Here is a 26,519-nt window from a genome sequence, read left to right on the forward strand (position 1 = left end):
CGCACGGGGTTCCGGCGGCGCGGCGCCGGGCGTGGTGGACAGCGTCCCGACGCCTCGATCCCGATCTCCCCGCTGACCGACATCAAGGCCTCTTCGATGCATGAACCTATGCTGCGGGCATGGCAGCGCAGGACCGGATGTCCGCGCGCCCCTCACCAAGGAGAACGACGATGACACCCACGACCGTGTTCGACCGGCTGCAGGCCGGATGCCGGCGGCGCGCCGCCGCCGCCGCAACCCTGGCGTTCCTGTGCGGTGCGGTCCCGCCCGCGCTGGCCCAGGACACGCCGCCCCAGGCCGGCACGGGGACGGCCGCGCCGGCCGCACCGGCCGCACCAGCCGCACAGGGCGACGCCGACGCCCGGCACCGCCAGGCCGCCGCGCGCCACGTCGACAACGCGGCCCGCATCGCCCGCACGCTGGCAGCGACGCCGCGCATGGCCGACCTGCTGGCGGGCGCGCGCGGCGTCTACATCGTGCCGCGCTACGGCCGCGCCGCGGTCGCGGTCGGCGCCGCGGGCGGCGCCGGCGTGCTGGTGGCGCGGCGGGCCGACGGCAGCTGGGGCGATCCGGCGTTCTTCAACCTCGGCGGCCTCGGCATCGGACTCCAGGTCGGCGTGGAAGGCGGACCGATCGCCTTCCTGCTGATGAACCAGCGGGCGGTCGACAGCTTCCGCAACCGCAACAACTTCTCCCTCAGCGCCGATGCCGGCCTCACCGTCGTCAACTACGCCCGGATGGCGCAGGGTTCCACCAGCGGCGACGTGATCGCCTGGTCCGGCACCAAGGGCCTGTTCGGCAACGCCGCCACGCTGGCCGTCAACGACATCCGCTACAACCAGCGGCTGACCGACGCCTACTACGGCAGGACGGTCAGCGCGATGCAGACGATCGACAGTGCGCAGACGCATCCGCAGGCCGACGGATTGCGACAAGCGCTCGGCGGCGCCAAGGTCGCGGCGACGACCCGCTAGCCGTGGACGCGGCGGCAGCGTGCGCGCCACACGATACCGGCTTTTCGGCAGCTGCGGCCGCATTGCCGTTTGCCGCGCGGACTCCCGGGCGCGCCCCGACTGCAACGCTCGCGCTGGCGACGAGCCGCTAGGGACGAGCCGCTGGGACGAGCCGCTGGGGACGAGCCGCTGGCGGGCGTCACGCGACCGTGTCAGTCGCCGCCGGCGCCGTCGCGCATGGCCCGTCCGAAGCGGGCCAGCGCGACGCCGAACAGGGCCGCGCCGATGGCCAGCAGGGCCAGGAACTGCCGCCAGGCCGCGTCGAGGCCGGCGCCGCGGAACAGGATCGCCTGGCTGAGCTCGACGAAATGCGTCGTGGGCGCCAGCAGCATGGCGGTGCGCACGACGTCCGGCATGCTTTCGCGCGGGGTATTCGCGCCGGACAGCATGTCCAGCGGCAGCAGCACGAGGATCACCAGCAGGCCGAACTGGGGCATGCCGCGCGCGACGGTGGCCAGCAGGTTACCGAGCGAGCAGGTCGCGAACAGGTGCAGCGCCGCGCCCGCCAGGAACAGCGCCACGGAACCCTGCACCCCCACCGCCAGCACGGTGCGCAGCACGAGCTGCAGCGCGACCGCCGCGGCCAGCAGCACGACCGCGGCCATCGACCACAGCTTGGCCAGCATGATCTCGAGCGGGACGACGGGCATGACCAGCAGGTGCTCGACGGTACCGTGCTCGCGTTCGCGGATCAGCGCCGCCCCGGTGAGGATGACCGACAACATCGTGATGTTGTTGACCATTTCCATCAACCCGCCGAACCAGGCCGGCGTCAGCGTCGGATTGAAGCGGGCGCGCAGCGCCAGCCCGACGGGCGCCGCCGCCGGCGCGCGCACGCGCTGCAGGAACGTATCGACCTCGTCCAGCGCGATCTGCCGGATGTAGCCGCTGCCGGTGAACGCCTGGCTCATGCGGGTCGCGTCGACGTTCAGCTGCAGCGCCGCCTCGCGTCCCGCCAGCACGCGGCGCTGGAAGCCGGCCGGGATCACCAGCACGAACGTGGCGCGGCCGCGATCCAGGCGGGCGTCGGCCTCGTCCATGCCGATGAGCTCGGGCGGCATGAATTGCGGCGGCGCGAAGCCGGCGCGGATGCGCAGCGACAGCGGCGACCGGTCTTCGTCGACGATGGCCAGCGCCGCGCGGGTCAGCGTATCCGGCTGGGCGGTGGCCGCCAGGTAGATGCCGGCCGTGAAGGTGTACACGATCAGGCCCAGCATCACGGGGTCGCGCGCCAGGCTCCACCATTCCTTGATGCCCAGGCGCACGATCTTGCGCAGCGAGACGCGCGCCATGCTAGCGCTCCTGCTTGGGCAGGAAGGCGATGGCCAGGCCCAGGATGACCGGCAGCGCCGCGAGCAGCGCCAGGAAGTCCGGCGCCAGGCCGGCGAAACCGAGTTCCTTGCCGAACGTGCCGCGGGCGATGGTCAGCATGTGCGAGGCCGGGTAGGCTTCGCCGATCGCCCGGCCCGCCCCCTGCAGCGCGGTGACGGGATGGATCAGGCCGGCGAACTGGATGGCCGGCAGCATGGTGCCGATCATCGTGAAGAAGATCGCGCCGATCTGGCTGCGCGTGAAGCTCGACGCCAGCAGGCCGATGCCGGTGGAGCAGGCGCAATACAGGAAGGCGGCGGCGGCGAACGCCGCCGCGCTGCCCTTGAACGGCACCCCGAGGCCCCATATCGCCAGCGCCGCCATCAGCAGGGCATTGACCAGCGCCAGGACCACATAGGGCAGCTGCTTGCCGAGCAGGAATTCGCTGCGCCGCACCGGCGTCACGTACAGGTTGACGATGGAACCCATTTCCTTTTCGCGCACGACGGACAGCGCCGCCTGCATCGCCGGCAGGTTCAGCAGCAGGATGGCGATGATGGCCGGCACCATGGCGGGCAGGCTGCGCACGTCGGGGTTGTAGCGGTAGCGGGTCTCGACGCTGACCCGCCCGGCGGGACCGGCCGGCGCCAGGCCGCGCTGGCCCAGCCATTGCGCATGCATGCCCTGGACGTAGCTATCGACGGTCTCGGCCCGGACCGGGTTGGCGCCGTCGATCCACGCGCCCACCTGGACCGGACGGGCCCGCTCGACGGCGCGCGCGAAGCCGGGCGGGATCTCCAGCGCGAGGGCCAGTTCGCCGGCGCGCATGCGGCGGTCCAGCTCGGCATAATCGCGCAAGGGCTGACGCTCGACGAAGTAGCGCGACCCCGACAGGTTGAGCGCGTAGTCGCGGCTCAGTCCGGTCTGGTCGCGGTCCAGCACGGCGTAGCGCAGGTCCTCGACGTCCAGGTCGATCCCGTAGCCGATCACGATCATCAGCAGCAGCGAGCCGAACATGGCCAGGGCGGCGCGCACCGGATCGCGGCGCAGTTCGAGCACCTCGCGCCGGCAATACGTGGCGGCGCGGTGCAGGCCGCCCGCGCGCGCCGCGGGCGCCGGCGGCAGGCGCGGGGCCAGGCGGGGCGGCGCGACGGCGCCGTCGGCATCGCGCAACCAGCCGATGAACGCCTGCTCCAGGTCGGGCGCCCCGCGCTGCGCGCACAGGGCGGCGGGTGGCCCGCAGGCGAGCAGGCGGCCGGCATGCATCAGGGCCACCCGGTCGCACCGCTCGGCCTCGTTCATGAAGTGGGTCGAGACGAAGATCGTCACCCCGTCGCCGCGCGACAGGCGCAGCATCTGTTCCCAGAACTGGTCGCGCGCGATCGGATCCACGCCCGAGGTCGGCTCGTCCAGGATCAGCACCTCGGGCGCATGCACCATCGCCACCGCCAGCGACAGCCGCTGGCGCACGCCCGGCGGCAGGCTGCCCGGCAGCGCGTCGCGCACCGCGGCGAGCGCGAAGCGGTCCAGCATGGCCGCCACGCGCTCGCCCACGCAGGCCTCGTCCAGGTCGAACAGCCGGGCATGCAGCACCAGGTTCTGCCGCACGGTCAGCTCCTGGTACAGCGAAAAGCCCTGCGACATGTAGCCCACCCGGCGCCGCGCCGTCGCGTCGCGCCGGTCCGGCAACTGGCCGAACACGCGCGCCTCGCCGGCGCTGGGCGGCAACAGCCCGGTCAGCATCTTCATCGTGGTCGTCTTGCCGCAGCCGTTGGAGCCGATGAAGCCGAAGATCTCGCCGCGGGCGATGCGAAAGCTCACGTCGCGCACCGCGACGAAGTCGCCGAAGCGGCGCCACAGGCCGCGCGCCTCGATCGCCGCGGCGCCGCCGGCGGGCGGCGGCGGCGGGACGGTCGCGGCGGGACGGTGCGCGCGGCGCGCCGCCGGCAGCAGGGCGATGAACGCCTGTTCCAGGTTCGCGCTGCCCGTGCGCGCGAGCAGCTCGGCCGGCGCCCCGGCCGCCAGCACGCGGCCGCCGTCGAGCGCCGCCAGCCAGTCGAAGTCGCGCGCCTCGTCCATGTAGGCGGTCGCGACCAGCACGCTCAGCGCCGGCCGCGCGGCGCGCAGGGCCGCGATCAGCGCCCAGAACTGCGACCGGGCCAGCGGATCGACGCCGGTGGTGGGCTCGTCAGGATCAGCAGTTCGGGATCGTGGATCAGCGCGCAGCACAAGCCGAGCTTCTGCTTCATGCCGCCGGACAGCTGTCCGGCCGGGCGCGCCAGGAACGGCAGCAGGCCGGTGCCGCGCGCCAGCAGGTCGATGCGCTCGTGCAGCGCCTGCCGCGCATGGCCGAACAGGCGCCCGAAGAACTGCAGGTTTTCCTCCACCGACAGCGTCGGATACAGGTTGCGTCCCAGGCCCTGCGGCATGTAGGCGATGCGCGGACAGGCGCGGGCGCGGAAGGCGGCGCTGCGCATGTCGCCGCCGAGCACCCGGACCTGGCCCTGGCGCACGCGGCGCGCGCCGGCCAGCACCGCCAGCAGGCTGGACTTGCCGACGCCGTCCGGGCCGATCAGGCCGCACATGGCGCCGCCCGGCAGCGCCAGGTCGACGCCGTCGAGCGCGCAGCGGCTGCCGTAGCGCACGGTCAGGCCGGCGACGCGGGCGACCGGACCGGCCGCGCCCGTCATCGTCCCGGCTCCCGCGCGAGCGCCGGCGGCCACGGCTGGCGCGGATCCAGCCGCACCCAGGCCACGCCGGGCACGCCGGCCTTGACGTGGCTGGCATAGCGCGCCAGCACGTCCGGGTCGACCTGGGCCTTGACGCGGAACATCAGCTTCTCGCGCTCGCTGGCCGTCTCGACGGACTTCGGCGTGAACTGCGCGCTGCTGGCCACGTAGGTCACCCGCGCCGGCACCGCATAGCCGGGTGCCGCGTCCAGCTGCAGGCGCACCTCGGTGCCGAGCGCGATCCGCCCCGCCGCCGCTTCCGGCACGAAGAACGTCATGTACACGTCGGTCAGGTCGATGAGGTTCAGTACCTTGCCGCCGGCGGCCAGCACTTCGCCGGGCTCGGCCACGCGATACTGGATGCGCCCTGCCCGCGGGGCGGTCAGGGTGCCGTCGCGCAGTTCGGCATCGATGCGCGCCGTGGTCGCCACGGCCGCCGCGACCGACGAGCGGGCCCCGACCACCTGGGCCTGCGCGGCGTCGACGGCGGCCTGCGCCGCCTCGCGCTGGGCCTGCGCGGCCTGCACCGCGGCCGCCACGCCGCGCACGCGCGCACGGTCGTCGTCGAGTTCCTGGACGGCGGCCGCGCCGCTCGCGGCCAGCGTCGACGACCGCGCCAGGCGCCGCTCGGCGGCGTCGAGTTCGCTCTGGCGCTGCACGACGAGCGCGCCGGCCGCCGCCACGTCGCCGCGCCGCATCGCGAGCTGGGCCAGTGCTCCCGCCACGTTGTCGCGCGCCAGCTGTTCGCCGGCGCGGGCCTCGTCGCGCTGCGCCAGCAACGCCTGCAGGTCCATGCGCGCCACGACCTGCCCCGCCCGCACGACGTCGCCCTCGTCGACGAGGATGTCCGCGATCCGACCCGCCTGCTTGCTGGCGATATCGATTTCGACGGCTTCGACGCGGCCGTTCCCGCTGACGAAACCGGTGCCGGGCGCGTCCGCGTCCGCGCGCAGGCCGCGCCATGCCATCGCCGCGCCGACGGCCAGCAAGGGGGCGAGCGCGACCAGTCCGAGCCGGGTCGGCCCGATGCGCCGGATCCGCGCGGACCAACGGCCGGCCTCGCGCAACATGGCCTGTGGCTTGATGGAAAAGATCGTCATGCGGTACGGTGCCTTGCGCACGGATGGGCCGCCCGCCAGCGGCCGGCCAGACAGCAATGGCATCACTATAGACAGGGACCGTCGACGACGGGCCTGAGATGGATCAAAGTGAACCCGTCGCCACGCCGCCGCATCGTCACGAAGTGGCTGCCCGTGAGCACCACGCCGCCGCGCCAAGCGCACGTGCAGCGGCCACGGCGCGTCCGCCACCCGCCGCTTACAACAGCCGCACCCAGTTCCCCTTGTAGAGAATCGGGCCGGTGGGACCTTGCGGGTCCGGCGAGCCGCCCCTGGGCTCGAGCGATACCGCCAGCAGCGCCACGTCCGCGCCCAGCGCCTCGGGGCCGAGCGCCAGCGTGCTGGCGCCCTGGCGCGCCAGCACGCCGAGCGAACGCGGATTGCCACGGGTGGGCACGGCCCACAGCTGCAGCGTCCTGTCGTCGGCGACGGCGACCTTCCCGAGCAGCCGCACGGTCAGCACGTTGCGGCGCGTATTCCCTGTCAGCAACAGGGCCGGCTGCGCCGTGGCGTCCGACAGCGTGGCGACGTAGTCCGGTTGCGCCAGCTGCCGGCGCTCGGCGACCAGCGCGCCGCCGAGGACGAGCGCGGTCGCCAGCGACACCGTCCCCACCCAGCGCCACAACGGCAGCGACCCGCTGCGCCAGAACTGCCAGGCGGGGTGGCCGCCGCGCAGGTCCAGCCGCCGTGCGATCCCCTTCCAGACGCGCCCGGGCGGCTGGCGCGCGCCGGCGAACTCCGCCATCGGGGCCAGCCGGTCCTGCCACTGCGCCACCGCGCGGCGCAAGGCCGCGTCATCGTGCAGGTAGGATTCGAAGCGGCGCCGCGCATGGCCGCGCAGCGTGCCGAGCGCATATTCCGCCGCCAGCTTGTCGCGCAGCGCCGGCTTGTCGCGCAGGTTCATCGGGGCGCGCCTTTCTCCAGGCAGGTCTTGAGCTTGTCCAGGCTGCGGCGGATCCATGTCTTGACCGTGCCGATCGGCAGCGCCATCTGCTGCGCCACGTCGCTGTGCGACAGGTCGTGGAAGAACGCCAGGCCGAGCACCTGGCGATGCACGCCTTCCAGCACCGACATGCAATAGGCCAGCGCACTGGCGTCGCGGCTGAGCGCGAGCGTCTCGATCGGCGTCGCGCGCGGATCGTGCAGCGCTTCGGCGACCTTGCCGTCGAACTGCTCGGCGTCGATCCCGGCCTGCCTCCCGCTGCGTTGCAGGAGATCGAGCGCCTTGTTGCGCACGATGGTCGTCATCCACGTCATCGGCGCCGCCAGGTGCGCCTGGTAACCGGCGGCACCGTTCCAGATCGCGATGTAACCGTCCTGCAGCGCCTCCTCGGCCAGTTCGCGCCTGCCCAGCACGCGCAGGGCGAAGCCGTACAGCCTGGCCGAGGTGGCGTCGTACAACTTGCGGAACGCGGCGGCATCCTGTTGTGCCGCGCCATGCAGCCAGGCGCGCAACTGCGCGGGGTCGGGAGTGCGGTGATCGGACATGCAGGCCTTGTCGTTGATGACGCCACTGACAGTGACAGTGTTTGTTGCAAAAATAGCACAGCCAATGCGGCGTACGATTGGCGCGCGAAAAATTCTTCCAGGTCATACGCCGTCGTCATGCCAGCGTCCGCGCGACGAGAACGAGGTTCAGCACGACGATGGTCGCCATCGTTGCCCAGGCCGCGCCACGCATCCAGCGCGGGCTGGCGAACGTGCCCATGACCGCCCTGTCGCTCGTGAAGCGGATCAGCGGGAACATCGCGAACGGCAACTGCAGGCTGAGCACGACCTGGCTGAACAGCAGCAGCCGTCCGATCCCGGCGTCGCCGCAGGCCAGCGTGACCGCGAAGGCCGGGACGACGGCGATCGCGCGCGTGAGCAGGCGGCGCGCCCAGGGCGGCAGGCGCCACTGGACGAAGCCTTCCATCACGACCTGGCCCGCCAGCGTGGCGCTGACGGACGAGCTCTGCCCCGCGGCCAGCAGGGCGACCGCGAACAGGGTGCCGGCCAGCGCCGTGCCGGTCAGCGGACCGAGCAGGCGATGGGCGTCCTGCAGCTCGGCCACCGCGGGATGACCGCGCGCGTGGAACACGGCCGCCGACGTCACGAGGATCGCGGCATTGACCAGCAGCGCCAGCGCCAGCGCCACCACGACGTCGACGGTGGCGAAGACGATCGCGCCGCCCGTGTCCGCCCGGCCGTCACGGTGCCCGCGCCGCTGCACCGTCGACGAATGCAGGTAGAGGTTGTGCGGCATGACCGTGGCCCCGACGATGCCGAGCGCCAGGTACAGCATGCCGGGATCGGTGACGGTGCGCGCCGACGGCAGGAATCCCGCCGCGACGGCGCCCCACGCCGGCCGTGCCAGCACGAGGTTGATGCCGAAGCAGACGACCACGATGCCCATCAGCGCGATCACGAACGCTTCCAGGTAACGCAGCCCGGACTTCTGCAGGCACAGGATCAGCAGTACGTCGAGCACGGTGAGCAGCACGCCCAGGGCGAGCGGTATGCCGAACAGCATGTCCAGGGCGATGGCGGTGCCGATGACTTCGGCGAGATCGCAGGCGCAGATGGCCAGTTCGCACAGCAGCCACTGGGCCAGCGCGGACCGGCGCGAGGCGTGGCGCCGGCACAGCTGGGCGAGGTCGGCCCGTGCGACGATGCCCAGGCGCGCCGCCAGCACCTGCAGCAGCATCGCCATCAGGCTGGACAGGCCGACGATCCACAGCAGGGCATAGCCGTGCGCGGCGCCGCCGGCCAGGTCGGTGGCCCAGTTGCCCGGGTCCATGTAGCCGACGGCGACCAGGTAGCCCGGGCCGAGATGGGCCCCGATGCGCCGCCACCAGGGCCCGGCGCGGCGCACGCCGCCGGGCGCGGCGCCGCGCGCCGCCGTCTCCGTGGACACGGGCGGCGCCATGTCAGGCGTAGGCGGTGCTCATGTTCAGCAGGCCATTGGCTCCCTTCGGGAAGAAACCGCCCATGGTGACCGACTCCCTGGTCAGGTACACGATGTTCAGCACGTCGCCGGGTGCACGGCTGAAGGCGATGCCGTCCTTGTCCAGCGGAACGATGTTCGAGACCGTGTCGTCGCCGGCCGTCGTGATGCCCTGGTCGACGTCGGCCGCATTGTCCAGGCTGTCGCGCGCGTCGGAAATGGCGCCGGCGGACGTGCGCAGCGACGGCGTCGACAGGCCCTTGGCGTACAGCACCGTGCGCACCAGGCCCGCATGGTAGGCCTCGGCCGCGAGGATGCCCGCCGCCGCCTCCAGGAAGGTCTTGTTGCTGATCAGCGGCGACGCGCCCTTGTAGGCGGTGACGCCGACGTCCTCGAAGATGAAGGCGCCCAGCAGGAAATTCTCGTCGCTGGCGTAGGGGTCGAACGCCTGGCCGGCGCCCACCAGGCCGGCGGCCCGCGCGGCGCTCGAGAAGGCGCCGTTCGGGTCGGTGCCGCCGATGTCGATGGCCGGCATCGCGACCGCGGCGCTGCCGAGGGCCTTGCGCAGGAAGCCCACGTGCGCCACCTCGTCCTGGGCGATTTCCTTGGCATATTGCGCCACCAGCGGATCCTTGAACGGGACCGCCCTGCCCCCGGTCACGACACCCTGGGTTCCCGTGCCGCCCAGCAAGCTCGCACTCAGGCCAGTGCCGAACACGGCGTACGAATAGAACTGCGCTTCCAGGTATTCGAGGTTGAGGGCGAAATTCAGGATATCGGTATCGGTCGGCTGCGCCGACTGGGCGATGGCGTCGTGGACCGAGCCGCCGCAGGCGCTGAGCAGCGTCCCGCCGACCAGGCCGACGCTCAGGCCGCCGACATTCTTGAAGAAGGACCGCCGTTTTTCCAGCTTCTGTTGCCGCGATTCCAGTAATGCCAACGTCAGATTCGTGTCCGTCATGGTATTTCTCCAGTTAATGAAACATCGAGAAAACATCGTCGGCACGTGCGCGGGAATGTCAGTGCAGCAAAAAAAAAGAAAGGCCAGTCGCGCACGGCATGGTGCTTGTACTGGCCGCAATGGCGTTCGGATTCAAGTTTTTTTGTTCAGCGTGCCCGCCGGACCATCGCGGCGATCCCGGCCGGCCAGCGGCAACCGCCTCGATTGTATCTCCGCGAGCAACAAAGAATGGCTCATCGGCGCGTTTATCGCTGCCGGATGGGGCGGCATACTGGTCCCATCGGTTGCCAGGGCAAATCCACGACACCTCAGGCGCTCCGAGCACCCACCATTCCAACTTCAGGAGAATTGCCATGAAACGTATCCTTTCCAGCCTGGCCGCCGCCATCTTGTCGTTCGCCGCGATGGGCGCCGCGTCCGCCGCCACCCCGGACGTCCGGATGTACCGCCTCGACTGCGGCCACATGACCCTCGGCGACAAGTCGATGCTGTCGGATGAAGGCCTGTACAAGGGCCAGTCCTACGACATCGTCATGTCCTGCTACCTGATCAAGCACGGCGACGACTGGCTGCTGTGGGATGCCGGCCTGCCGGAAAAATACCTGAAGGGTCCGCTGGTCGAAGGCACGTTCACGACCAGGCTCGACCGGACGATCGTCCAGCAGCTCGCCGACCTCGGCCTGCGCCCCGCCGACATCGGCTACGTGGCCGTGTCGCACGCCCACTTCGACCACTCCGGCCAGGTCGACGCCTTTCCGAACGCGACCCTGATCATCCAGCGGGCCGAACTCGACGCGATGGCCGACACCAGGACGGCGGCCGAACGCTACATCGACGCATCGCTGTACCGCACGCACATTGCCGGCAAGACACTGACCCGCGTGAAAGTCGTGGACGGCGACGTCGACCTGTTCGGCGACGGCACGCTCAAGACCATCGCCACCCCGGGCCACACGCCGGGCAGCATGGCGCTGCTGGTCCGGCTCGCGCGATCCGGCAACTACGTGCTGTCCGGCGACCAGTGGCACTTCACCGAGAACCACCACCGCCACCAGGTGCCGACCTGGAACTACGACCACGACCAGACCATCCGCTCCGGCAGGAAGCTCGACGACGTGATCGCCAGGACGCACGCGACGCTGGTCATCCAGCACGAGCCGGTGGACAACGCGAAGCTGCCCAAGCTGCCCGGCTTCCTCGACTGATGCGGTTGCCGCCACGGCGCCGCGGGCATCGGCCGATGCCGCAAGGCGCCGCGCCCCCGGCAGGGCCGGCGGCCTCCACCGGCGCCGGCCGGCGTTGCCGGCGCGGCGCGAACGCAGTATGCTTGCGTCCCGATCGGCGACAACCCCGACGGACCGACTGTCTTCGTTTCCCCGGGAGATCAATGAACGCCATGACCAGCGCATCGCTGCAGGACATCCTGGGGTTCGTCGCCGTCGCGCAGACGGGCAGCTTCACCGCCGCGGCCGAGCGGCTCGGCACCAACAAGTCCAGCGTCGGCAAGGCGGTGCAAAGGCTGGAGAAGCATCTCGGCACCCGGCTGTTCCAGCGCACCACGCGCGCCGTGCGCCTGACCGAGGACGGCGAGACCTACCTGGCCGCCGCGCGCGGGGCGCTCGAGCGCCTGCGCGAGGCCGAACAGGCGCTGGGCGCGCTGCGCGCCCGCTACCCCAAGGTGACCGTCGAGATGACGGCGAGCGACCGCATGTCCGATCCCGTCGGCGACGGCTGGGACATCGTGATCCGCATCGGCAACCTGCCCGCCGACAGCGAGATGACGGTGCGCAAGATCTGCGACCTCAAGCTCGCGCTGTACGCCGCGCCGTCCTACCTGGAACGGCGCGGCGCGGTCGCGTCCATCGCCGACCTGGACGCGCACGATCCGGTCCTGTTCCGCAGTATCACCGGCCAGGTGCGCGGCTGGTCATTGAACGACAAGGGCCAGCGCCGCGAGCTGATGCCGGCGCCAACCCTGGTCGTCGGCGACGGCCGCACGCTGGTCGAGGCGGCGACGCTGGGCCTGGGCATCGCCCAGCTGGTCGACCGCTTCGCGGCGCCCGCCGTCGCCGCCGGCCGCCTGGTGCACCTGCTGCCCGAGGCCGACGTCGCCACGACGCCGGTGCATGCGCTGATCCCGGTCGGCCGCCGGATGACGGCCAAGACGCGGGTCGTGCTGGAGCACCTGGTGGAGACGCTGCAACGCTAGGCGTCCGCGCGGCGCAAGGAAGTACCGTCGCTTTCGTCGGCTTCGGCGCGATCGACACCCTGAACATCGACCAGGCCCTCGAACGGGTCCAGCAGGTCTTCCAGGAGCTGTCGGGCTGAGGCGCCCGGCGCCGCGCGCGGCGCCCCGTCGCCCCCCGGTGGACTAGACGGTCGGCACCGTGCCGCCGTCGATCACATGTTCCGAGCCCGCGACGGATGCGGCGCGCGGCGACACGAGGAAGGTAATCAGGTCGGCCACCTCCTCCGGCCGGGCGGGACGGCCGACCGGGATGCCGCCGATCCAGTCCATGATGAGCTTCTTGCCGCCTTCGTAGTCGGTGCCGTGCTCGCGCGCCATGGTCTCGGCAAACGCCACCGACGCCTCGGTTTCGATCCAGCCCGGCGCGACGCGCAGGACGCGCACGCCCTTGGGCGTCACTTCCTTCGACAGCGACTTGCTGTAGGTCGAGAGGGCGCCCTTGGCCGCCGCGTAAGCCGTCGTCGACGCCGGCAGCGGCAGCACACGCTGGATGGAACTCACGTGCAGCACGACACCCTCGCCCTTCGCCAGCATGCCCGGCAGCAGCGCACGATCGAGCCGGACGGCGGACAGGAGGTTCAGGTTCAGTTCGTCGAACCAGACCGCGTCGCTCAGGGCCGCAAAGCCGCCGACCGGTGCGGTCGAGCCGCCAAGGCAATTGACCAGGATATCCGGGCTGCCCCAGCGCCCGGCAACCTGACGGGCCAGTTCGGTCACGCCTTCCGGCGTCGCCAGGTCGGCCGTGACGTAGGTCACGCCCTGCAGCGGCCGTTCCGGCGCAGCGCGCGCCGACGTCATCACGTCCACGCCCGCATCGTGCAGGCTGCTGACGAGGGCGGCGCCCAGGCCCTTGGTGCCGCCGGTCACCACGGCGCGCTTTCCTTGCAGTCCGAGGTCGAAGCTCATACCGTGATCTCCAGCGCCTGGATCAGACCGTGCTGCAGGCGGAATCGGTGCGCCAGGACGACCGGGCTTCCAGGGAAATTGCCGCTGACATTGGCGTGGACGACGTGCCAGCCACCGTCGTCGCGCAGGGAAAACGGCACGGTCGTGGCGTGGTACTTGGCCGATGCCGCGGCCAGGAACGCCTGGATGGCGTCGATGCCCGTATAGGTGTGGCCGTCGTCCTTCAGGACGGCGTCCTTCGCGAAGCAGGCCGACAGGGCCTCGGGATGGTGTTCGGCCGCGAAGTAGGCGGCGATGGGCGCGGGAAGCGTCGGTGTGGGCATGGTCATGGCTCCAGGCAGTGATTGAGATGCCCATGATGCGCGCCGCCGAAAGTTTAGAGAATGGCCTAGACTTCGAATGGTTTATGTAGACAGGAATACATAATGCACCGTCGCCGGTGCGGCGCCGTCCTAGGGCTGCGCGAACGGCCCGCGATCCAGCAGGCAATCGATGAAGGCAACCAGCGGGGCCGGCCGATGCTGCCGGTTCGGGTAGTACAGGTAGAGCCCGGGCCGCGTGATCGACCAGTCCGCGAGCACCCGGACCAGGCGCCCCTGCGCCAGCAGCTCGCCGATGCCGTCCTGCTCGAAGTGATACGCAATGCCCAGTCCGTTGAGCGCCGCGGCGACGCCGACGTCGGCGTGGTTCGTGACGACGGGGCCCTGGACCGCGATCGACATGCGCTCGTCCTGCCTCCCGAACTCCCATCGATACTGCCGCCCATCGACCTGGAGCCGCCAGTTGATGCAGGCATGCGCGTGCAGATCGGCAGGCGACTGCGGCGTCCCGCGCCGCGCCAGGTAGTCGGGAGACGCCACGGCGACCATGGTCATGTCGGGCGTCAGGCGGACGGCGACCATGTCCTTCTCGAGCTGCCCTCCCACGCGGATCCCCGCGTCGAAGCGCCCGGCGACGATGTCCGCCAGCGCGTCGTCGACCACGATGTCCAGCACGACGTCGGGATGGAATCGATGAAAGCGCCCGAGCCGTGGCGCGATGACCGTTCGTGCGCCGATCCCGAGCGTGTTGATGCGCAGCGTGCCGCTCATCTGCCCGGCGGCCTCGCTGGCGTCAGCGAGCGCAACCGACATTTCCTCGAACAACGGCGCCAGCCGGCGATACAGTTGCTCGCCGCTCGCCGAGGGCGCGACGCTGCGGGTGGTGCGGTTCAGGAGGCGGGTGCCGATCCGGGATTCCAGCTGGCGGATCGTCTGGCTCAGTGCCGACGGCGACAGGCCGAGGTGCTCGGCCGCCCGGGCGAAGCTGCGGCGCTCGACGACGGCCATGAACGCCTTGAGCTCGGCGAATTCGGATCCACGCATGATGTACTCGTTCCTACATGGCAAATCGCAATTCTAGGCGATACGCGCCAGCCAGGCCATCGGGCGGCCCGTGGACCGTCCCGGCCGTGAAGTCCGAAGAACGGGTCATCCGGGCGCGAACCATGGCACGTGCACGCCGGGCCTGCGCCGCCGCCGAACGCCGGGCTGGCGCATCGTCCGCGCCCGCCGCGCGGCGGTCGAGCGCGCGCCCATCCGCTCAGAACCGGTGAATCATCCCGACGATGGCGCTGTTGATGCCATTGCCCGGCGCGACACTCATCCCGGGTCCCTGCGCCGGCGCCGCCGAGAAGCTGGCCGCGCTGCCGTTCGCCACGCGCGTCACGCCCGCGTACAGGCCGGTGCGCTTGCTCAGCGCATAGTCGTGGCGCAGCGCGTACGACTTGGCATTGCCGGCGCTGTTTTCGCGCAGCTTGTACTCGCCGTAGCTGACCAGCACGGTGCCGTGGGTGGTCACGCGAATCAATGCGTCCAGCTCGAAGAAATGGTTGTCCGGATTGGCGAAACTGGCGTTGTTGGCGGCCGTGACGCCGGCGCTGCCGCGGTGCGCCTGGTACAGGAAGGCCGGCTTGACCAGGCCGAAGTCGTAGGACGCGCCGACCAGGTAGTAGCGGCCGGTCTGCGCCGGCGTGGACGCGCTCGGCGTGGGGGTGCGGGAGTAATCCTGCTGCATGTAGTCGAGATCGACCGACAGCCGCGCGTGCTTGTAGGCCAGCCCCGCGCCGCTGGTCTTGCCCAGGCCCCGCGGCTGGCCGGCGGCATCCTCGTTGCCGCGCCCGTGGAACGCGCGCAGCGTGAAGCCGGCGAACGACGGCGACGTGTAGCGGATCGAGTTCGACGCGCGGGCCGCCGGCACGAACACGAAGTTGTTGGTGGCGTTGCCCCAGCCGAGCGTGTTCAACTGGCCCATCGCATAGGTGACGTAGCTGAGGAACAGCGGCGTATAGTTCACGCCGACCTGGACCTGGCCGAAGTCGCCTTTCAGGCCGGCCCAGGCTTCGCGCCCGAACAGGGCGCCGTTATTGGCGAGCGTGCCGGTATCGGCGTTGAAGCCGCTTTCGAGCCGGAAGATGGCCTGGGTGCCGCCGCCGAGGTCCTCGGTGCCCTGGAAGCCGAGCCGCACCGGCGCCACGGCGCTGGTATCGACGCGGGTGAAGCCGGTGCCGCCGGTGCGGCCCGCCTCCACGCCGAGGTCCAGCACACCGTACACGGTGACGTTCGACTGCGCCATGGCCGGCAAGGCGATGGGGAACAGCGCGACAAGGCCCAGCCCTGTCATGATCGGGTTCTTCATAGGTCTCCTGTTTGTCGTATGAATCACTGTTGCGCACGGGGGCGCCACCCGCCTCGCACCGATCTGTGTCGCGTGTCGAGGCAGGTCGTGACGGTCGGCACGTCGGCCGCGCTAGCGTCCCAGGCGCTGCTGCAGTCCCGCCAGCAGGTCGTCCAGGCGCTGGCCGTCGCGCGCGACGCCGTAGACGTAGTGGTCCGGCCGCACGATCGCCGCGTGGCAGTCGTGACGTTCGAACCAGCGCGCGACCACGCCGTCCAGTTCCCGGGTCCGCACCGGGGCGGCGTCGACGCGGGCGCCGTCCTCCCCGCCCGCGAAGCACACCAGCGTGCCCAGGGCGGCTGCGCGCGCCGCCAGGCCCGGCGGCAACTGGTCGGGGCGCAGGTCGGTCATGATGCGCCAGCCCGGTGGCACCAGTTCGTCCAGCAGGACCGGCCGCTCCGGGCCCGCCACGCGCGGCTGCGGGAACAGCGTTCCCGCGCCGTCGTCGTGGCCGGGCGCCAGCAGGCCAGCGCTCAGCGGCGGGATGATGTCCTGGCGCGCCACGGTGCGGATCGTGCCGCCCGCCGCCTCGATCAGGTCGGCGTCGCGGCGCGCCGCCGCGACCGGGTCGCGCTCGCAGATCACCGCGCCGATCTCCTTGATGCGCGTGGTCAGCTGGCGCACGTGCTCGCGCCGCTCCAGGGCGTAGGTGTCGAGCAGGTCGTCGGCGGCGGCGCCGGTCACCGTGCCGTCCAGCACGGCGCGCAGCTTCCAGGCCAGGTTGACCACGTCGCGCACGCCCTGGCACATGCCCTGCCCCAGGAACGGCGGCTGCTGGTGCGCGGCGTCGCCGGCGATGAACACCCGGCCGGCGCGCCACTCGCGCGCCACCAGGGCGTGGAAGCGGTAGCTGGCCTGGCGCCACAGCGTCGCGTCGTCCGGGCCGATCCAGCGCCGCAGCACGCTCCAGGAGCCCTCCTCGGTCGCCATCCGCGCCGGATCCTCGTCCGGCAGCAGCGAGATTTCCCAGCGGCGGTGGTTGCCGGGACCGATCACATAAGTGCACGGCCGCCCCGGCTCGCAATACTGGACGCTGGTCGTGGGCAGCTTGGCCAGGCCGCGCGCGTTGACCTGGACGTCGACCACGAGCCAGGGCTCGTCGAACTCCAGGTCCTGCAGCGTGATGCCGACCGCCTCGCGCACGCTGCTGGAGGCGCCGTCGCAGCCGATCAGGTAGCGGGCGCGCACGCGCACGGCACGCCCTTCGGCATCCTCGAACGTGGCGCTGGCGCCGGCGGCGTCCTGCGCCACGCCGGCGAAGCGCCAGCCCAGCGCCACGTCGACCGCGGCCAGCGACCCGACGTGTTCGCGCAGCGCCGCTTCGACCGGCGGCTGCGTGAACACCATCGACGGCGTGTGCCCGAGCGGGTATGGCGGCGCGACGGTCGCCAGGCGCTTGATCAGGCGGCCGTCGGCGCCGTAGTACTCGGACGGCGTGAAAGGTTCGCAGTGCCGCATGACCGTGTCGGCCAGCCCCAGGTTCTGGAACACGCGCATGATCTCGTGGTCGAGCGCGATCGCGCGCGGCTTCGGGTACACCTGGTCGGTGCGGTCGACCACCAGCGTGCGCACGCCGGCCTGCCCGAGCAGCGCCGCCGCCACCGCGCCGGACGGGCCGAAGCCGACCACCACGACATCGTATTCGGCGTTGTCGTTCAGGATGCTCATGGCGCGACGTCTTCCTCGATGGTGTTGCTGAGCAGGCCCAGGCCGTCGATCTCGACCTCGATCGTGTCGCCCGCCTTCATCCACACCGGCGGCGTGCGCGACTGGCCGACGCCGGCCGGGGTGCCCATCGCGATCACGTCGCCCGGCTCCAGCGTCAGGCACTCGGTGAGCAGCGCGATGGTCTCGGCCACGTCCCAGATCATGTCGCGCGTGTTCGCGTCCTGCATGACCTGGCCGTTCAGGCGCGACTGGATGCGCAGGCCGGCGCCGCCCGGCGGCAGTTCGTCGGCGCTGACCAGCACCGGGCCGAAGGCGCCGGTACGGTCGAAGTTCTTCCCGATCGTCCATTGCGGCGTGCGCTTCTGGTAGTCGCGCACCGAGATGTCGTTGAAGCAGGCGTAGCCGAACACGTGATCGAGCGCGTCCTCGCGCTTGACGTGGCGCGCACGCTTGCCGATCACGACCGCCAGTTCGGCTTCGTAGTCGAATTTTTCCGACACCCGCGGGCGCGGCGACGCTGCGCCATGCGCCAGCAGCGAGGTGGTCGCGCGCAGGAAGAACCACGGGTAGACCGGTTTGTCGCGGCCGCTCTCGGCGGCGTGGTCGTAGTAGTTCAGGCCGAGGCAGACGGTCTTGCCGGGTTCCGGGATCACCGGCGCGAGCGCCAGGCCGGCCAGCGGCTGGCGGTCGGCCGGCCCGGCCGCCTCCAGTGCGCGGCGCCCCGCCGCGACCAGGTCGACCCCGGCCAGCAGCGCCATGCGCGCGTCGTGCGGCACCTCGGGCACGAGGCGGTTCAGGTCGAGGACGTCGTCGCCGTCGACGATGGCCAGGCGGGCTTCGGCGCCGCTACGGTAGCTGGTGAACTTCATGGAATACTCCTTCAGGTGGTACGTGTCGTTGATGGGTCACGCTTGGACGAAGCGAATGGTTTTCTGCGCCTGCTTGATGCGCTCGGACGGCGGTTTCGAGATGCCCCACTGGTCGAAGCGGCCGGACGGCCAGCCCCAGTCGGACGGGCTGCCGACGCGGTAGCCGTCGTCGACCTGCATGACGTCGGCCGTGTATTCGATGACGAAATCGTCGGGGCCGACGAAGTACGAGAACACGTTGTTGCCGGGGCCGTGGCGGCCGACGCCCCACTCGATCGGCCAGCCGGCGTCGTTCATGCGGCCGGCGCCGCGCATCACCGCGTCCAGGTCCGGCATCACGAAGGCGATGTGGTTGAGCGTGTCGGCGTCGCTGTCGGCCAGCGCGATGCTGTGGTGGTCGCTGTTGCAGCGCATGAAGGCCATCGCGCGGGTGCGGTCGGACAGGCGAAAGCCGAGCGCGTCCTCGAAGAAGCGCTGGGCCACGCCCACGTCGGCGCAGTTGAACACCACGTGCGTGATGCGTACCGGCGCATCGCCGTGGGCGCGCGCTTCCAGGCGCGCATCGCCGTGCACGAAGCGCAGGATGCGGCCCTGCGGATCGGCGATGACGACGGCGTCGCCGCCGCCCGGCTCGTCGAGCGCCTGCGGGCCGGACAGCACGCGGCCGCCCGCGGCCGGCGTGCGCGCGGCGATGGCGTCGAGGTCGGCGCGGCCGGCCACGCTGAACGTGACGTTGCGCACGTCGGGCCGTTCGCTGCGGTGCAGCGCCAGGACGTGGTGGAAGCTGCCGGCGCCGCGCAGGTAGACGGCGTCGGCGGTCCTGGCCTGGGTCGCGAGGTTCCAGGTGCCGGTGTAGAAACGCTCGGCCGCGTCGAGGTCGGTGACGCCGATGGCGATGCTGCGCAGTTGGCCGGCGGGAGATGCGGGCATGGTGGACTCCTTATGAATGAATGGTGCGCGGGTCGAGCCCGAGAAAGCGCGCCGCGTTGGCGCTGACCAGCGCCGCGCGCACCTCGGGATCGGGCACCGCCGCGGCGATGCTCTCGACCGGGCGCGGGTCGTGGAAGGCGAACGGGTAGTCGGTGCCGATCATCAGCTGCGATGCGCCGAAGCGGTCGACCAGGTGGCGCAAGGTGGGCGCGTCGAACACCAGGGTGTCGTAGTACAGCCGGCGCGCCTGCGCGGAGGGACTGAGCGGCATCGCCTCGCGCAGCGCCGGGAATACCCGGCGCGCCTGCTCCAGGCGCGGCAGCAGCGCGGCCAGCGTGCCGCCGCCGTGGCTGAACGCCATCTTCAGCGCGGGGAGGCGGTCGATCAGGCCGCTCGTCAGGACCGATGCCGCGGCCAGGCCGACGTCGGTCGGATAGGCCAGCGCCGGCAGCAGCTTGTCCGGACCCACCAGGCGTTCGGTGCCGGCCGGCTTGAGCGCGTGGACGAACACGGCCACGCCCTTCTCGGCGCAGGCCGCGAAGAACGGCGCGAACTCGGGGCTGCCGACCGGCTTGCCGTTGATGTTGCTGCCGACCTCGATCGCCCTGAAACCGAGCTGGTCGGCCACGTGATCGAGTTCGGCCAGCGCCAGGTCCGGGTCCTGCAGCGGCACCGCGCCCATGCCCACCAGCCGCCCGCCGGACGACGCGGCCATCTCGGCGATCCGCTCGTTCATGTAACGCAGCAGCTGGGCGGCGGCACGCGCCTCGAGCCAGTACGAGAGCAGCTCCGGCATCGGCGAGATCGCCTGCTGCGCCAGTCCCATCGGCGCCATGTCGGCGATGCGCCGGGTCGGACTCCAGGCCTTGTCGGAGACCGTGCGGTAGACCTTCCCGGCGATCATCACGTGGCGATGGCACGCTTGCGCCGGCGCCATCGATGGCCAGCCGGCGGGCAGGACATCGCCCAGGTAGCGCGGCAGATCGTGCGGGATGACGTGGGCATGCACGTCGATGCCGCAGGCGCAGCCCGGCGCGTGCCGGTGCGCGGCGCTCATGCCGCCACCAGTCCGGCCGCCCGCGCGCCGGCCGCGCACGCCGCCTCGTCCTGGGCGCCGGTGCCGCCGCTGGCGCCGACGGCGCCGAGCAGCGCGCCGCCGGCGTCGCGGATGGCGACGGCGCCGGCTTGCGCGATGAACCTGCCCTGCTGGGTGGCCGCCAGTGCATTGAAGAACACCGGGTTGTCCTGGGCGCGCTGGTGCAGCACGCCGCTGGCGACGCCCATGCCGACGGCGGCCCAGGCCTTGCCGATGGCGATGTCGGTGCGCAGCATCGTGGCGCCGTCCTCGCGCTGCAGCGCCACCAGGTGGCCCGCGCCGTCGAGTACGGCGACCGCCAGCGGCGGCAGCCGGTCGGCGCGCGCCGCGGCCAATGCGGCGGCGATGATGCGGTTGGCCTGGGCCAGGCTCAGGCCCGGCGCCGGGTTCGGCGTTTCACTCATGGGGTTTCTCCAAAAAGAAGCGGCAAGGCGCGCCGTGTTCAGTCGTCCGACAGCGACACCTGCAAGGCGCCCGCCTGCGGCGCCGGGGCGCGTTCGCCGCGCACGACGATGAACGACAGGCAGGCCAGGAACATGGCGGCGGCCAGCACGTCGAAGGTGTAGATCGGATCGGGATCGATCGACTTGACGAAGCCGATCACCACCGGCCCGAGCATGCCGCCGATGCGGTTGATGGCGACCGCCAGGCCGACCCCGGTGCTGCGCACTTCGGTCGGATAGATCGACGCGATGAAGTTGTTCTGCACCGACTGGCCGCCGAACACGAAGAAGCCGGCCGCGGCCACCAGCGCCATCATGGTGAACGGTCCGCTGGCGTAGCCGAGGGCCAGCAGGGACAGCGCGGCCAGCGCGAACCAGACCACCATCGCCACGACCCGGCTCTTGACGCGGTCCGCCAGCCAGCCGCTGCCCAGGCCGCCAAACAGCGACGCCGTCATGATCATCGTCCCGTAGGCGGCGGCCGACGACATCGCCTCGCCGCGCTGGACCAGCAGCGTCGGCAGCCAGCCGGTCAGGCCATGGATGCAGAACAGGCTGAGCGCGCCGGACAGCCAGGCGGCCAGGGTCCTGGCGCGGTACGGCGGCTGCAGCAGGATGCGTACGGACGGCTTGCCGGCGCGCCCGGCGAGCGTGAACTGGGCGTCGTGGTAGAGATGCCGGCGCGCCGGGTGCAGCTGGCCGAGGATGCGCCCGATGCCGGTGAAGTCGCGCCGGGCCGCAAGATACTGGGCCGATTCGGGCAGCCACGCCTGCGCCGCCACGGCCACCAGGATCGACAGCGCGCCGGCATAGTAGATGGCCTGCCAGCCGAAGGATGGCGCCAGCACCGCCCCGGCGGCGCCGGCCATGATGCCGCCCAGGCTGAAGCCGAACTGGAACACCCAGATCGTGTAGACGTTGGCGCTGCGCCTGGGCGCCCACTCGTTGATGTAGGCAATGACGAGCGGCGTGATCATGCCCAGCGCCGTGCCCAGGCACAGGCGGAAGCCGGCAAAGGTGAGCGGGCTGTCGGCGATGGCGGCGAGCGACAGGCTGGCCAGGCCCAGCCCGTACAGCGCGCACAGCATGACCTTGCGGCGGCCGAACCGGTCGGCGAGCACGCCCTGCAGGATCGAGCCGATCGACAGGCCGACGATGCCGCTCGAGAGCATCATGCCGATGTCGGTCGGCCCCGGATGCCAGGACTTGAGGATCAGCGGAATCGCGTAGGCGGCATTGAACAGCTCATAGCCATCGAAGAACATGATGATGCCGATGAGCGTGCCGAGTTTCCAGTGGAAGCGTGAAATGGCGGCGCTTTCGATTTCTTCGCGCACGTCGAACGTTGTAGCCATCGATTTGTCTCCTTGTGTCGCAGTGTCGATCGCACTGCTGGCGCTGCCGCGTTGCGGCTGGTGTTTATTGTTGTTGACTCATAGTACGGCCGTGGGAATAATCGGAATAGATGGCTTTCCCCATTCTAGGAATCCAAAATTTGAATATCGCCGACCTCGACCTGAATGTCCTGCTGGTGCTCGACGCGATGCTGAAATACCAGAGCGTGACCCGCGCCGGCCATGCGCTGAACCTGAGCCAGCCGGCGATGAGCGCGGCGCTGGCCAAGATGCGCAACCAGCTGGGGGACCCGCTGTTCGTCCGTACCGGGCACGGCATGCGCCCCACCCCGCGCGCGCTGCAGCTGGCCGGGCCGGTGAAGACAATCCTGGACATGGTGCGCCTGGACGTGCTGCAGCAGCCGGCCTTCGATCCCGCCGCCACGCAGCAGGCCTTCACGATCATCACGCCCGACATCGGCGAGACCGTCTTCATGCCGAAGATCCTGGCTTACATGCAAACCCACGCGCCGCGCGCCTCGATCCGCTCGGTCGCCATTTCCTCGGAAGGCGCGGGCGAAGCGCTCGAGCAGGGCCGCGCCGACCTGGCGATCGGCTATTTTCCAGACCTGGCGCGCGCCGGTTTTTATCAGCAACGCTTGTTCAAGAATTCGTTCGTCTGCATGGTGCGCGCCGACCATCCGCGCATCGGCGAGCGCCTGAGCATGGACGAATTTCTGGCGGCATCGCACGCGCTGGTGCGCCCGGCCGGCCGCACCCATCTGTTCGAGAAATTCATGGAGGAGAAGCACCTGAAGCTCGACGTGCGCGCCGAGCTGTCGCATTTCGCCAGCCTGCTCACCATCATTTCGCGTTCGGACCTCATCGCGACCGTGCCGCGCGATATCGGCCACGTCTTCGCGACCCTCGCGAAGGTCAGGCTGGTGGAGCCGCCGGTGCAGCCGCCGTCGTTCCACGTGATGCAGCACTGGCACACCCTGGTGAATGCCGATGCGGCCAACATCTGGCTGCGGCACATGGTCAAGAGCCTGTTCGACGACTGAAACCACGGCCCCGGCAGGTCGGCGTCGAGCGTGTCGCTGGCGGATCCGCGCGGGCCTGCTCCTGTCCTGCCCGTTTTCAAGCACGTCCGCCGCGCAACAACATCCTGCGTTCGTAGGAGTGACGGCATGGCCCGGCGCGCTATGTTGTCGTGCATCCGCAATCGCGCGTAACGCCCTGTCGCGGACGCGATGGCGTGCCGCGCCGACCGTAGGATCGCCAGGGTCCGGGCAGCCCCCGGACGACATCCGATGACCAACGAGGGAGTGAACCATGATGTTCCGTCTACCGACGTCCCGCCGGCCGCGGCGCGCCGGCCTGCTCGCGACCGCGCTCGCGGCGAGCCTGTTCCTGTTGGCCGGCTGCGGCGCCGGCAGTGACGATGACGGCGCCGCCACGGGTACCGGCACCCGCGCGAAGCTGGCGGCGCAGGTGTCGACCGTCACCGGCGCGGCATTGACGCTGCCGCTCGAGGTGCTCGGCAACGGCGCGCCGGACAAGCCCGCGATCGCCGAGGCCGCGCTGACGCTCGCATCCGCCAAGCGGGCGGCGGCCGCGCAACTGTGGTTCCAGTGCCACCGCTGCGGCTTCTACGGCGCCCCGGAGTTCGAGGCGACCACGCGCCCGCCGACGAAGATCAAGGCCAGCGTGCGCGTGCTGGGCGGCGCGTCCGGCAGCACGTCGGCCGCCAGCGTGCCCTGGATCGACATCACCGACGCGAACGTGCAACTGGCCGATGACGAGCGTATCCACGGCGGCGTGAACGGGGGCATGTACACGACACGCATCACGCTGAACCTGGACGCCGCCACGCGCGCCCGGCTCGTCGCGCTGCCGCGCAAGAACCTCGTGCAGTTCCGCTTCAACGGCACCGATGGGGAGTCGAACGGCTTTCGCATCCTCGACGTCCAGTTGCGCGACGCGGCGGCCACGCGCGTCGACGACACCACCGTGCGCCGGGCCGACCCGCTCGCCGACCGCGCGCTGACGGCGTCGAGCGCCGACGTCGCGGCCGGCAAGGCCCTGTGGTATGCCCAGGGCCGCATCGCCAAGTCGAGCATCGTGACGCGCAAGATGCAGGCCGCCTGCGCTTCGTGCCACAGCGAGGACGCGCGCGACCTCCAGTACTTCAACTACTCGAACAACGCCATCGTGCAGCGCAGCCTGTTCCACGGCCTGTCCGCCACCCAGGGCAGGCAGATCGCGGCGTTCGTGCGCACGTCGCTGCGCGACCTGCCCTATGCGGCCAATGCCCGTCCGTGGAATCCGCCGTACCAGCCCGGACCGGGCCTGGACGCGCATCCCGCCGCGTGGGCCGGCGGCGCCGGCCTGGCCGCGGTGCTGGCCACGCCGGCGCAGGGCGTCAACGCGCTGTTCGGCAAGGCCCCGGACGACAGCGCCGCCATCACGCAGGCCGACGTCGACCGCACGATGGACCCGCATGCCACCATGAACGTGCGCGAAATGCCGGTCCCCCTGCAGTTCCCGGACTGGAACGCCTGGCTGCCGACCATCCATCCGCTGGACGTGTGGCCGACGCAGGCCGACGGCAGCGGCTTCGTCAACGGCGCCAGGTTCGACAACGGCGACACCATGACGCCAAACGGCCGCTACCTCGGCGCCGCCGCATGGCTGGCGGCGCACCGCAATCCGAACGGCCAGCCGGGCGACTGGAGCCACCTGACGCCGGACGAGCGCGTGCAGATCAACGCCATGTTCAACCAGTGGGGCTGGAACGCCTACACCTTCTTCGGCGGCGGCCGCGGCAACCACGTCGGCGCCGGTGGCGCGCGAACGGGCGCCCAAGTCGGCGCCGCGCGCCTGCAATCGCTCGCCGCGGCCGCGACGGTGGCCGCCGGCAAGCCGGGCGCATTCACGACCAATGCGTTCATCGAGCGTGCCGTGGCCAGCATGCTGCACTGGAACGCGGTCAAGCAGTGGGAACTTGCGCAGCGATTCCAGCTCGAGGGCAACCAGACCTGGTTCATCGGCGACAAGGACGAGGCCACCGGCTCCTGGAAGGGCCGCGGCGAGGCGCATGGCTGGCCCTTCAACACCGTCAGCACGTTCTATCTCGCGCCGCACATGGTCTACCAAGAAGACAAGGATGCGAGCGGCCGCATCGTGCGCGAATGGGTCACGGCCTGGGAGACGGACAACATCACGTCGTCCTATTACCGCAGCAACCAGTGGTACCAGCTCCAGATGACGATCAATGCCGGTGGACAGAGCGGCTGGGTCAACTTTCCGATGGACTGGCCCTACCTGACCGCGTTCGACGACTACCTGGGCCAGCGCGTGGGCGACCAGACCGCGGCGACGCGCGCGGCGCAGCAGACGCACTACCTGCGGCTGCTGCAGGCACGCATCAAGTCGGCGCAATACGTCGACAACGCGATCCCGCTGTGGGACCCGACGCAGGCACCGGGCGCGCCCCTGTATGACAACCGGGCGCGCTACGGCCGCGCGCAGGTGGTCAAGCACCTAGGCGTGTTCAACTTCCTGGACTATGCCAACCGCGACGGCGTCGGCCGTTCGAAGTACGCCTTCCTCGACGAGGTGCAGCCCGGACTGTATCTGAAGATGGTCAATGGCGCGATCAGCCAGTTCACCAAGCTGTACGCGGGGTATCCGGCCGACGCGTGGCGCCGCTGCGACCCGTCCAACACCAGCCTGGGCGAGCCGGAGGACATCGCCGGCTTCCGCTTCTGCCTCGACGCCGCGAAAACACCGCTCGGCACGTATGCCGATGGCACGCATTTCATGGTGTCCAACGCGCTGTACCAGTCGACCAGCGAACAGGCCGAGCAGTACGGGCTGTGGCAGGCGCAACGCATCGGCGCCGACCCTGCGCGGCTGCAGGTCTGGAAGGACTGGACCGACAGGATCTGGCCGTAGGCCGCAAGCCGTCCCGGCGAACGACTGCCGCGAAGCGCCGGTGCGGCGCCTCCGGGGCGGCGGGCGATGCCGGTCGACGGGGCGCCGCACGCCGTCGGGATGCGCCTGGGTGCGCGCCATGCCGACCGTGGATGACCGCGCAATCGCGTCCGGAACGGGCGCTGGAACGCAAAAAGCCCGCTCCAGATCACTGGAGCGGGCTTTCGCTTAATAACTAGCCTGACGATAACCTACTTTCACACTGGTTGCAGCACTATCATCGGCGCAAAGTCGTTTCACGGTCCTGTTCGGG

Annotated in this window: 22 protein-coding genes and 1 pseudogene; 5 read left to right on the forward strand and 18 right to left on the reverse strand. The window is 70.8% G+C overall.

All coding sequences use genetic code 11. The features are described from left to right. Positions 1-170 precede the first annotated feature (170 nt). Complete coding sequence (locus tag QZ749_RS20350; protein WP_296950540.1) at positions 171-974, forward strand: lipid-binding SYLF domain-containing protein; 804 nt, start codon at positions 171-173, stop codon at positions 972-974. A gap of 191 nt (positions 975-1,165) precedes the next feature. On the opposite strand, the gene QZ749_RS20355 is transcribed toward QZ749_RS20350, so the two are convergent. The 8 genes and pseudogenes from QZ749_RS20355 to QZ749_RS20390 form a co-directional block, all read right to left on the reverse strand. Beyond that, positions 1,166-2,305: an ABC transporter permease gene (locus QZ749_RS20355; RefSeq protein WP_296950542.1), complete on the reverse strand. Its 1,140-nt coding sequence runs from the start codon at positions 2,303-2,305 to the stop codon at positions 1,166-1,168. Between the two features lies 1 nt (position 2,306). Further along, positions 2,307-5,014 (reverse strand): annotated as a pseudogene (gene rbbA, locus QZ749_RS20360) (ribosome-associated ATPase/putative transporter RbbA). Next, positions 5,011-6,021 carry an HlyD family secretion protein gene (locus QZ749_RS20365; protein WP_296950598.1) on the reverse strand — a complete coding sequence of 337 codons (1,011 nt, stop codon included), beginning with the start codon at positions 6,019-6,021 and terminating at the stop codon, positions 5,011-5,013. Before QZ749_RS20365 ends, rbbA begins: the two are co-directional and overlap by 4 nt. A 349-nt stretch (positions 6,022-6,370) precedes the next feature. After that, entirely contained in the window at positions 6,371-7,075 is a 705-nt protein-coding gene (locus tag QZ749_RS20370) for an anti-sigma factor domain-containing protein (RefSeq protein ID WP_296950544.1), read from the reverse strand. Continuing rightward, on the reverse strand, positions 7,072-7,659 hold the full coding sequence (locus QZ749_RS20375) for a sigma-70 family RNA polymerase sigma factor (protein WP_296950547.1): 588 nt from the start codon (positions 7,657-7,659) through the stop codon (positions 7,072-7,074). The genes QZ749_RS20370 and QZ749_RS20375 overlap by 4 nt, the downstream gene beginning before the upstream one ends. 115 nt (positions 7,660-7,774) lie before the next feature. Continuing rightward, on the reverse strand, positions 7,775-9,067 hold the full coding sequence (locus QZ749_RS20380) for an Nramp family divalent metal transporter (protein WP_296950550.1): 1,293 nt from the start codon (positions 9,065-9,067) through the stop codon (positions 7,775-7,777). 13 nt (positions 9,068-9,080) lie between these two features. Next, positions 9,081-10,058 (reverse strand): ferritin-like domain-containing protein, encoded by a 978-nt coding sequence (locus tag QZ749_RS20385; protein ID WP_296950553.1) that lies wholly within the window; start codon positions 10,056-10,058, stop codon positions 9,081-9,083. Positions 10,059-10,116: 58 nt separating this feature from the next. Beyond that, positions 10,117-10,413, reverse strand: coding sequence for a hypothetical protein (locus tag QZ749_RS20390; RefSeq protein WP_296950556.1), 297 nt, complete (start codon positions 10,411-10,413; stop codon positions 10,117-10,119). Here QZ749_RS20390 and QZ749_RS20395 point away from each other — a divergent pair. Together QZ749_RS20395 and QZ749_RS20400 are read left to right on the forward strand one after the other, a co-directional pair. Beyond that, a complete protein-coding gene (locus QZ749_RS20395) occupies positions 10,412-11,263 on the forward strand; it encodes an N-acyl homoserine lactonase family protein (protein WP_296950558.1) in 852 nt (283 codons plus the stop codon). The two genes, QZ749_RS20390 and QZ749_RS20395, sit on opposite strands and share 2 nt — an antisense overlap. A gap of 182 nt (positions 11,264-11,445) precedes the next feature. Next, on the forward strand, positions 11,446-12,267 hold the full coding sequence (locus QZ749_RS20400; RefSeq protein WP_296950561.1) for a LysR family transcriptional regulator: 822 nt from the start codon (positions 11,446-11,448) through the stop codon (positions 12,265-12,267). 162 nt (positions 12,268-12,429) lie between these two features. Here QZ749_RS20400 and QZ749_RS20405 read toward each other — a convergent pair whose 3' ends face one another. From QZ749_RS20405 to QZ749_RS20450, 10 genes are all read right to left on the reverse strand, one after another. Continuing rightward, on the reverse strand, positions 12,430-13,212 hold the full coding sequence (locus tag QZ749_RS20405; protein ID WP_296950564.1) for an SDR family oxidoreductase: 783 nt from the start codon (positions 13,210-13,212) through the stop codon (positions 12,430-12,432). Further along, the gene (locus QZ749_RS20410; protein WP_296950567.1) at positions 13,209-13,535 is read right to left on the reverse strand and encodes a nuclear transport factor 2 family protein; all 327 of its coding nucleotides are present in this window, start codon (positions 13,533-13,535) and stop codon (positions 13,209-13,211) included. Before QZ749_RS20410 ends, QZ749_RS20405 begins: the two co-directional genes overlap by 4 nt. 129 nt (positions 13,536-13,664) lie before the next feature. After that, positions 13,665-14,576 (reverse strand): LysR family transcriptional regulator, encoded by a 912-nt coding sequence (locus QZ749_RS20415; RefSeq protein WP_296950569.1) that lies wholly within the window; start codon positions 14,574-14,576, stop codon positions 13,665-13,667. Between the two features lie 217 nt (positions 14,577-14,793). Then, on the reverse strand, positions 14,794-15,888 hold the full coding sequence (locus QZ749_RS20420; protein WP_296950572.1) for a porin: 1,095 nt from the start codon (positions 15,886-15,888) through the stop codon (positions 14,794-14,796). A gap of 111 nt (positions 15,889-15,999) precedes the next feature. Then, positions 16,000-17,595 (reverse strand): bifunctional 3-(3-hydroxy-phenyl)propionate/3-hydroxycinnamic acid hydroxylase, encoded by a 1,596-nt coding sequence (locus tag QZ749_RS20425; protein ID WP_296950574.1) that lies wholly within the window; start codon positions 17,593-17,595, stop codon positions 16,000-16,002. Then, positions 17,592-18,464, reverse strand: a complete 873-nt coding sequence (locus QZ749_RS20430) for a fumarylacetoacetate hydrolase family protein (RefSeq protein ID WP_296950576.1) — start codon at positions 18,462-18,464, stop codon at positions 17,592-17,594. Before QZ749_RS20430 ends, QZ749_RS20425 begins: the two co-directional genes overlap by 4 nt. A gap of 36 nt (positions 18,465-18,500) precedes the next feature. Beyond that, a complete protein-coding gene (locus QZ749_RS20435; RefSeq protein WP_296950579.1) occupies positions 18,501-19,394 on the reverse strand; it encodes a VOC family protein in 894 nt (297 codons plus the stop codon). Positions 19,395-19,404: 10 nt separating this feature from the next. Next, positions 19,405-20,451 (reverse strand): amidohydrolase family protein, encoded by a 1,047-nt coding sequence (locus QZ749_RS20440; protein ID WP_296950582.1) that lies wholly within the window; start codon positions 20,449-20,451, stop codon positions 19,405-19,407. Continuing rightward, entirely contained in the window at positions 20,448-20,894 is a 447-nt protein-coding gene (locus QZ749_RS20445; protein WP_296950585.1) for a heme-binding protein, read from the reverse strand. The genes QZ749_RS20440 and QZ749_RS20445 overlap by 4 nt, the downstream gene beginning before the upstream one ends. Before the next feature lie 38 nt (positions 20,895-20,932). Then, entirely contained in the window at positions 20,933-22,288 is a 1,356-nt protein-coding gene (locus tag QZ749_RS20450; protein WP_296950587.1) for an MFS transporter, read from the reverse strand. A gap of 140 nt (positions 22,289-22,428) precedes the next feature. Between QZ749_RS20450 and QZ749_RS20455 the strand changes: the two genes are divergently transcribed. Both QZ749_RS20455 and QZ749_RS20460 read left to right on the forward strand, forming a co-directional pair. Next, positions 22,429-23,331 carry a LysR family transcriptional regulator gene (locus QZ749_RS20455; protein WP_296950590.1) on the forward strand — a complete coding sequence of 301 codons (903 nt, stop codon included), beginning with the start codon at positions 22,429-22,431 and terminating at the stop codon, positions 23,329-23,331. A 271-nt stretch (positions 23,332-23,602) separates the two neighbouring features. Then, complete coding sequence (locus QZ749_RS20460; protein ID WP_296950593.1) at positions 23,603-26,227, forward strand: hypothetical protein; 2,625 nt, start codon at positions 23,603-23,605, stop codon at positions 26,225-26,227. Positions 26,228-26,519 lie beyond the last annotated feature (292 nt).

The organism is uncultured Massilia sp. (assembly GCF_913773735.1).
Taxonomy (GTDB): Bacteria; Pseudomonadota; Gammaproteobacteria; order Burkholderiales; family Burkholderiaceae_D; genus Telluria.

What these genes read in the sequence shown, in the direction of transcription:
- QZ749_RS20405 (WP_296950564.1), bottom strand. Translation starts at nt 13,212, where the DNA reads ATGAGCTTCGACCTCGGACTGCAAGGAAAGCGCGCCGTGGTGACCGGC.
- QZ749_RS20375 (WP_296950547.1), bottom strand. Translation starts at nt 7,659, where the DNA reads ATGTCCGATCACCGCACTCCCGACCCCGCGCAGTTGCGCGCCTGGCTG.
- QZ749_RS20450 (WP_296950587.1), bottom strand. Translation starts at nt 22,288, where the DNA reads ATGGCTACAACGTTCGACGTGCGCGAAGAAATCGAAAGCGCCGCCATT.
- QZ749_RS20415 (WP_296950569.1), bottom strand. Translation starts at nt 14,576, where the DNA reads ATGCGTGGATCCGAATTCGCCGAGCTCAAGGCGTTCATGGCCGTCGTC.
- QZ749_RS20460 (WP_296950593.1), top strand. Translation starts at nt 23,603, where the DNA reads ATGATGTTCCGTCTACCGACGTCCCGCCGGCCGCGGCGCGCCGGCCTG.
- QZ749_RS20355 (WP_296950542.1), bottom strand. Translation starts at nt 2,305, where the DNA reads ATGGCGCGCGTCTCGCTGCGCAAGATCGTGCGCCTGGGCATCAAGGAA.
- QZ749_RS20410 (WP_296950567.1), bottom strand. Translation starts at nt 13,535, where the DNA reads ATGCCCACACCGACGCTTCCCGCGCCCATCGCCGCCTACTTCGCGGCC.
- QZ749_RS20370 (WP_296950544.1), bottom strand. Translation starts at nt 7,075, where the DNA reads ATGAACCTGCGCGACAAGCCGGCGCTGCGCGACAAGCTGGCGGCGGAA.
- QZ749_RS20365 (WP_296950598.1), bottom strand. Translation starts at nt 6,021, where the DNA reads ATGGCATGGCGCGGCCTGCGCGCGGACGCGGACGCGCCCGGCACCGGT.
- QZ749_RS20395 (WP_296950558.1), top strand. Translation starts at nt 10,412, where the DNA reads ATGAAACGTATCCTTTCCAGCCTGGCCGCCGCCATCTTGTCGTTCGCC.
- QZ749_RS20420 (WP_296950572.1), bottom strand. Translation starts at nt 15,888, where the DNA reads ATGAAGAACCCGATCATGACAGGGCTGGGCCTTGTCGCGCTGTTCCCC.
- QZ749_RS20390 (WP_296950556.1), bottom strand. Translation starts at nt 10,413, where the DNA reads ATGGCAATTCTCCTGAAGTTGGAATGGTGGGTGCTCGGAGCGCCTGAG.
- QZ749_RS20430 (WP_296950576.1), bottom strand. Translation starts at nt 18,464, where the DNA reads ATGAAGTTCACCAGCTACCGTAGCGGCGCCGAAGCCCGCCTGGCCATC.
- QZ749_RS20385 (WP_296950553.1), bottom strand. Translation starts at nt 10,058, where the DNA reads ATGACGGACACGAATCTGACGTTGGCATTACTGGAATCGCGGCAACAG.
- QZ749_RS20350 (WP_296950540.1), top strand. Translation starts at nt 171, where the DNA reads ATGACACCCACGACCGTGTTCGACCGGCTGCAGGCCGGATGCCGGCGG.
- QZ749_RS20425 (WP_296950574.1), bottom strand. Translation starts at nt 17,595, where the DNA reads ATGAGCATCCTGAACGACAACGCCGAATACGATGTCGTGGTGGTCGGC.
- QZ749_RS20435 (WP_296950579.1), bottom strand. Translation starts at nt 19,394, where the DNA reads ATGCCCGCATCTCCCGCCGGCCAACTGCGCAGCATCGCCATCGGCGTC.
- QZ749_RS20445 (WP_296950585.1), bottom strand. Translation starts at nt 20,894, where the DNA reads ATGAGTGAAACGCCGAACCCGGCGCCGGGCCTGAGCCTGGCCCAGGCC.
- QZ749_RS20440 (WP_296950582.1), bottom strand. Translation starts at nt 20,451, where the DNA reads ATGAGCGCCGCGCACCGGCACGCGCCGGGCTGCGCCTGCGGCATCGAC.
- QZ749_RS20400 (WP_296950561.1), top strand. Translation starts at nt 11,446, where the DNA reads ATGAACGCCATGACCAGCGCATCGCTGCAGGACATCCTGGGGTTCGTC.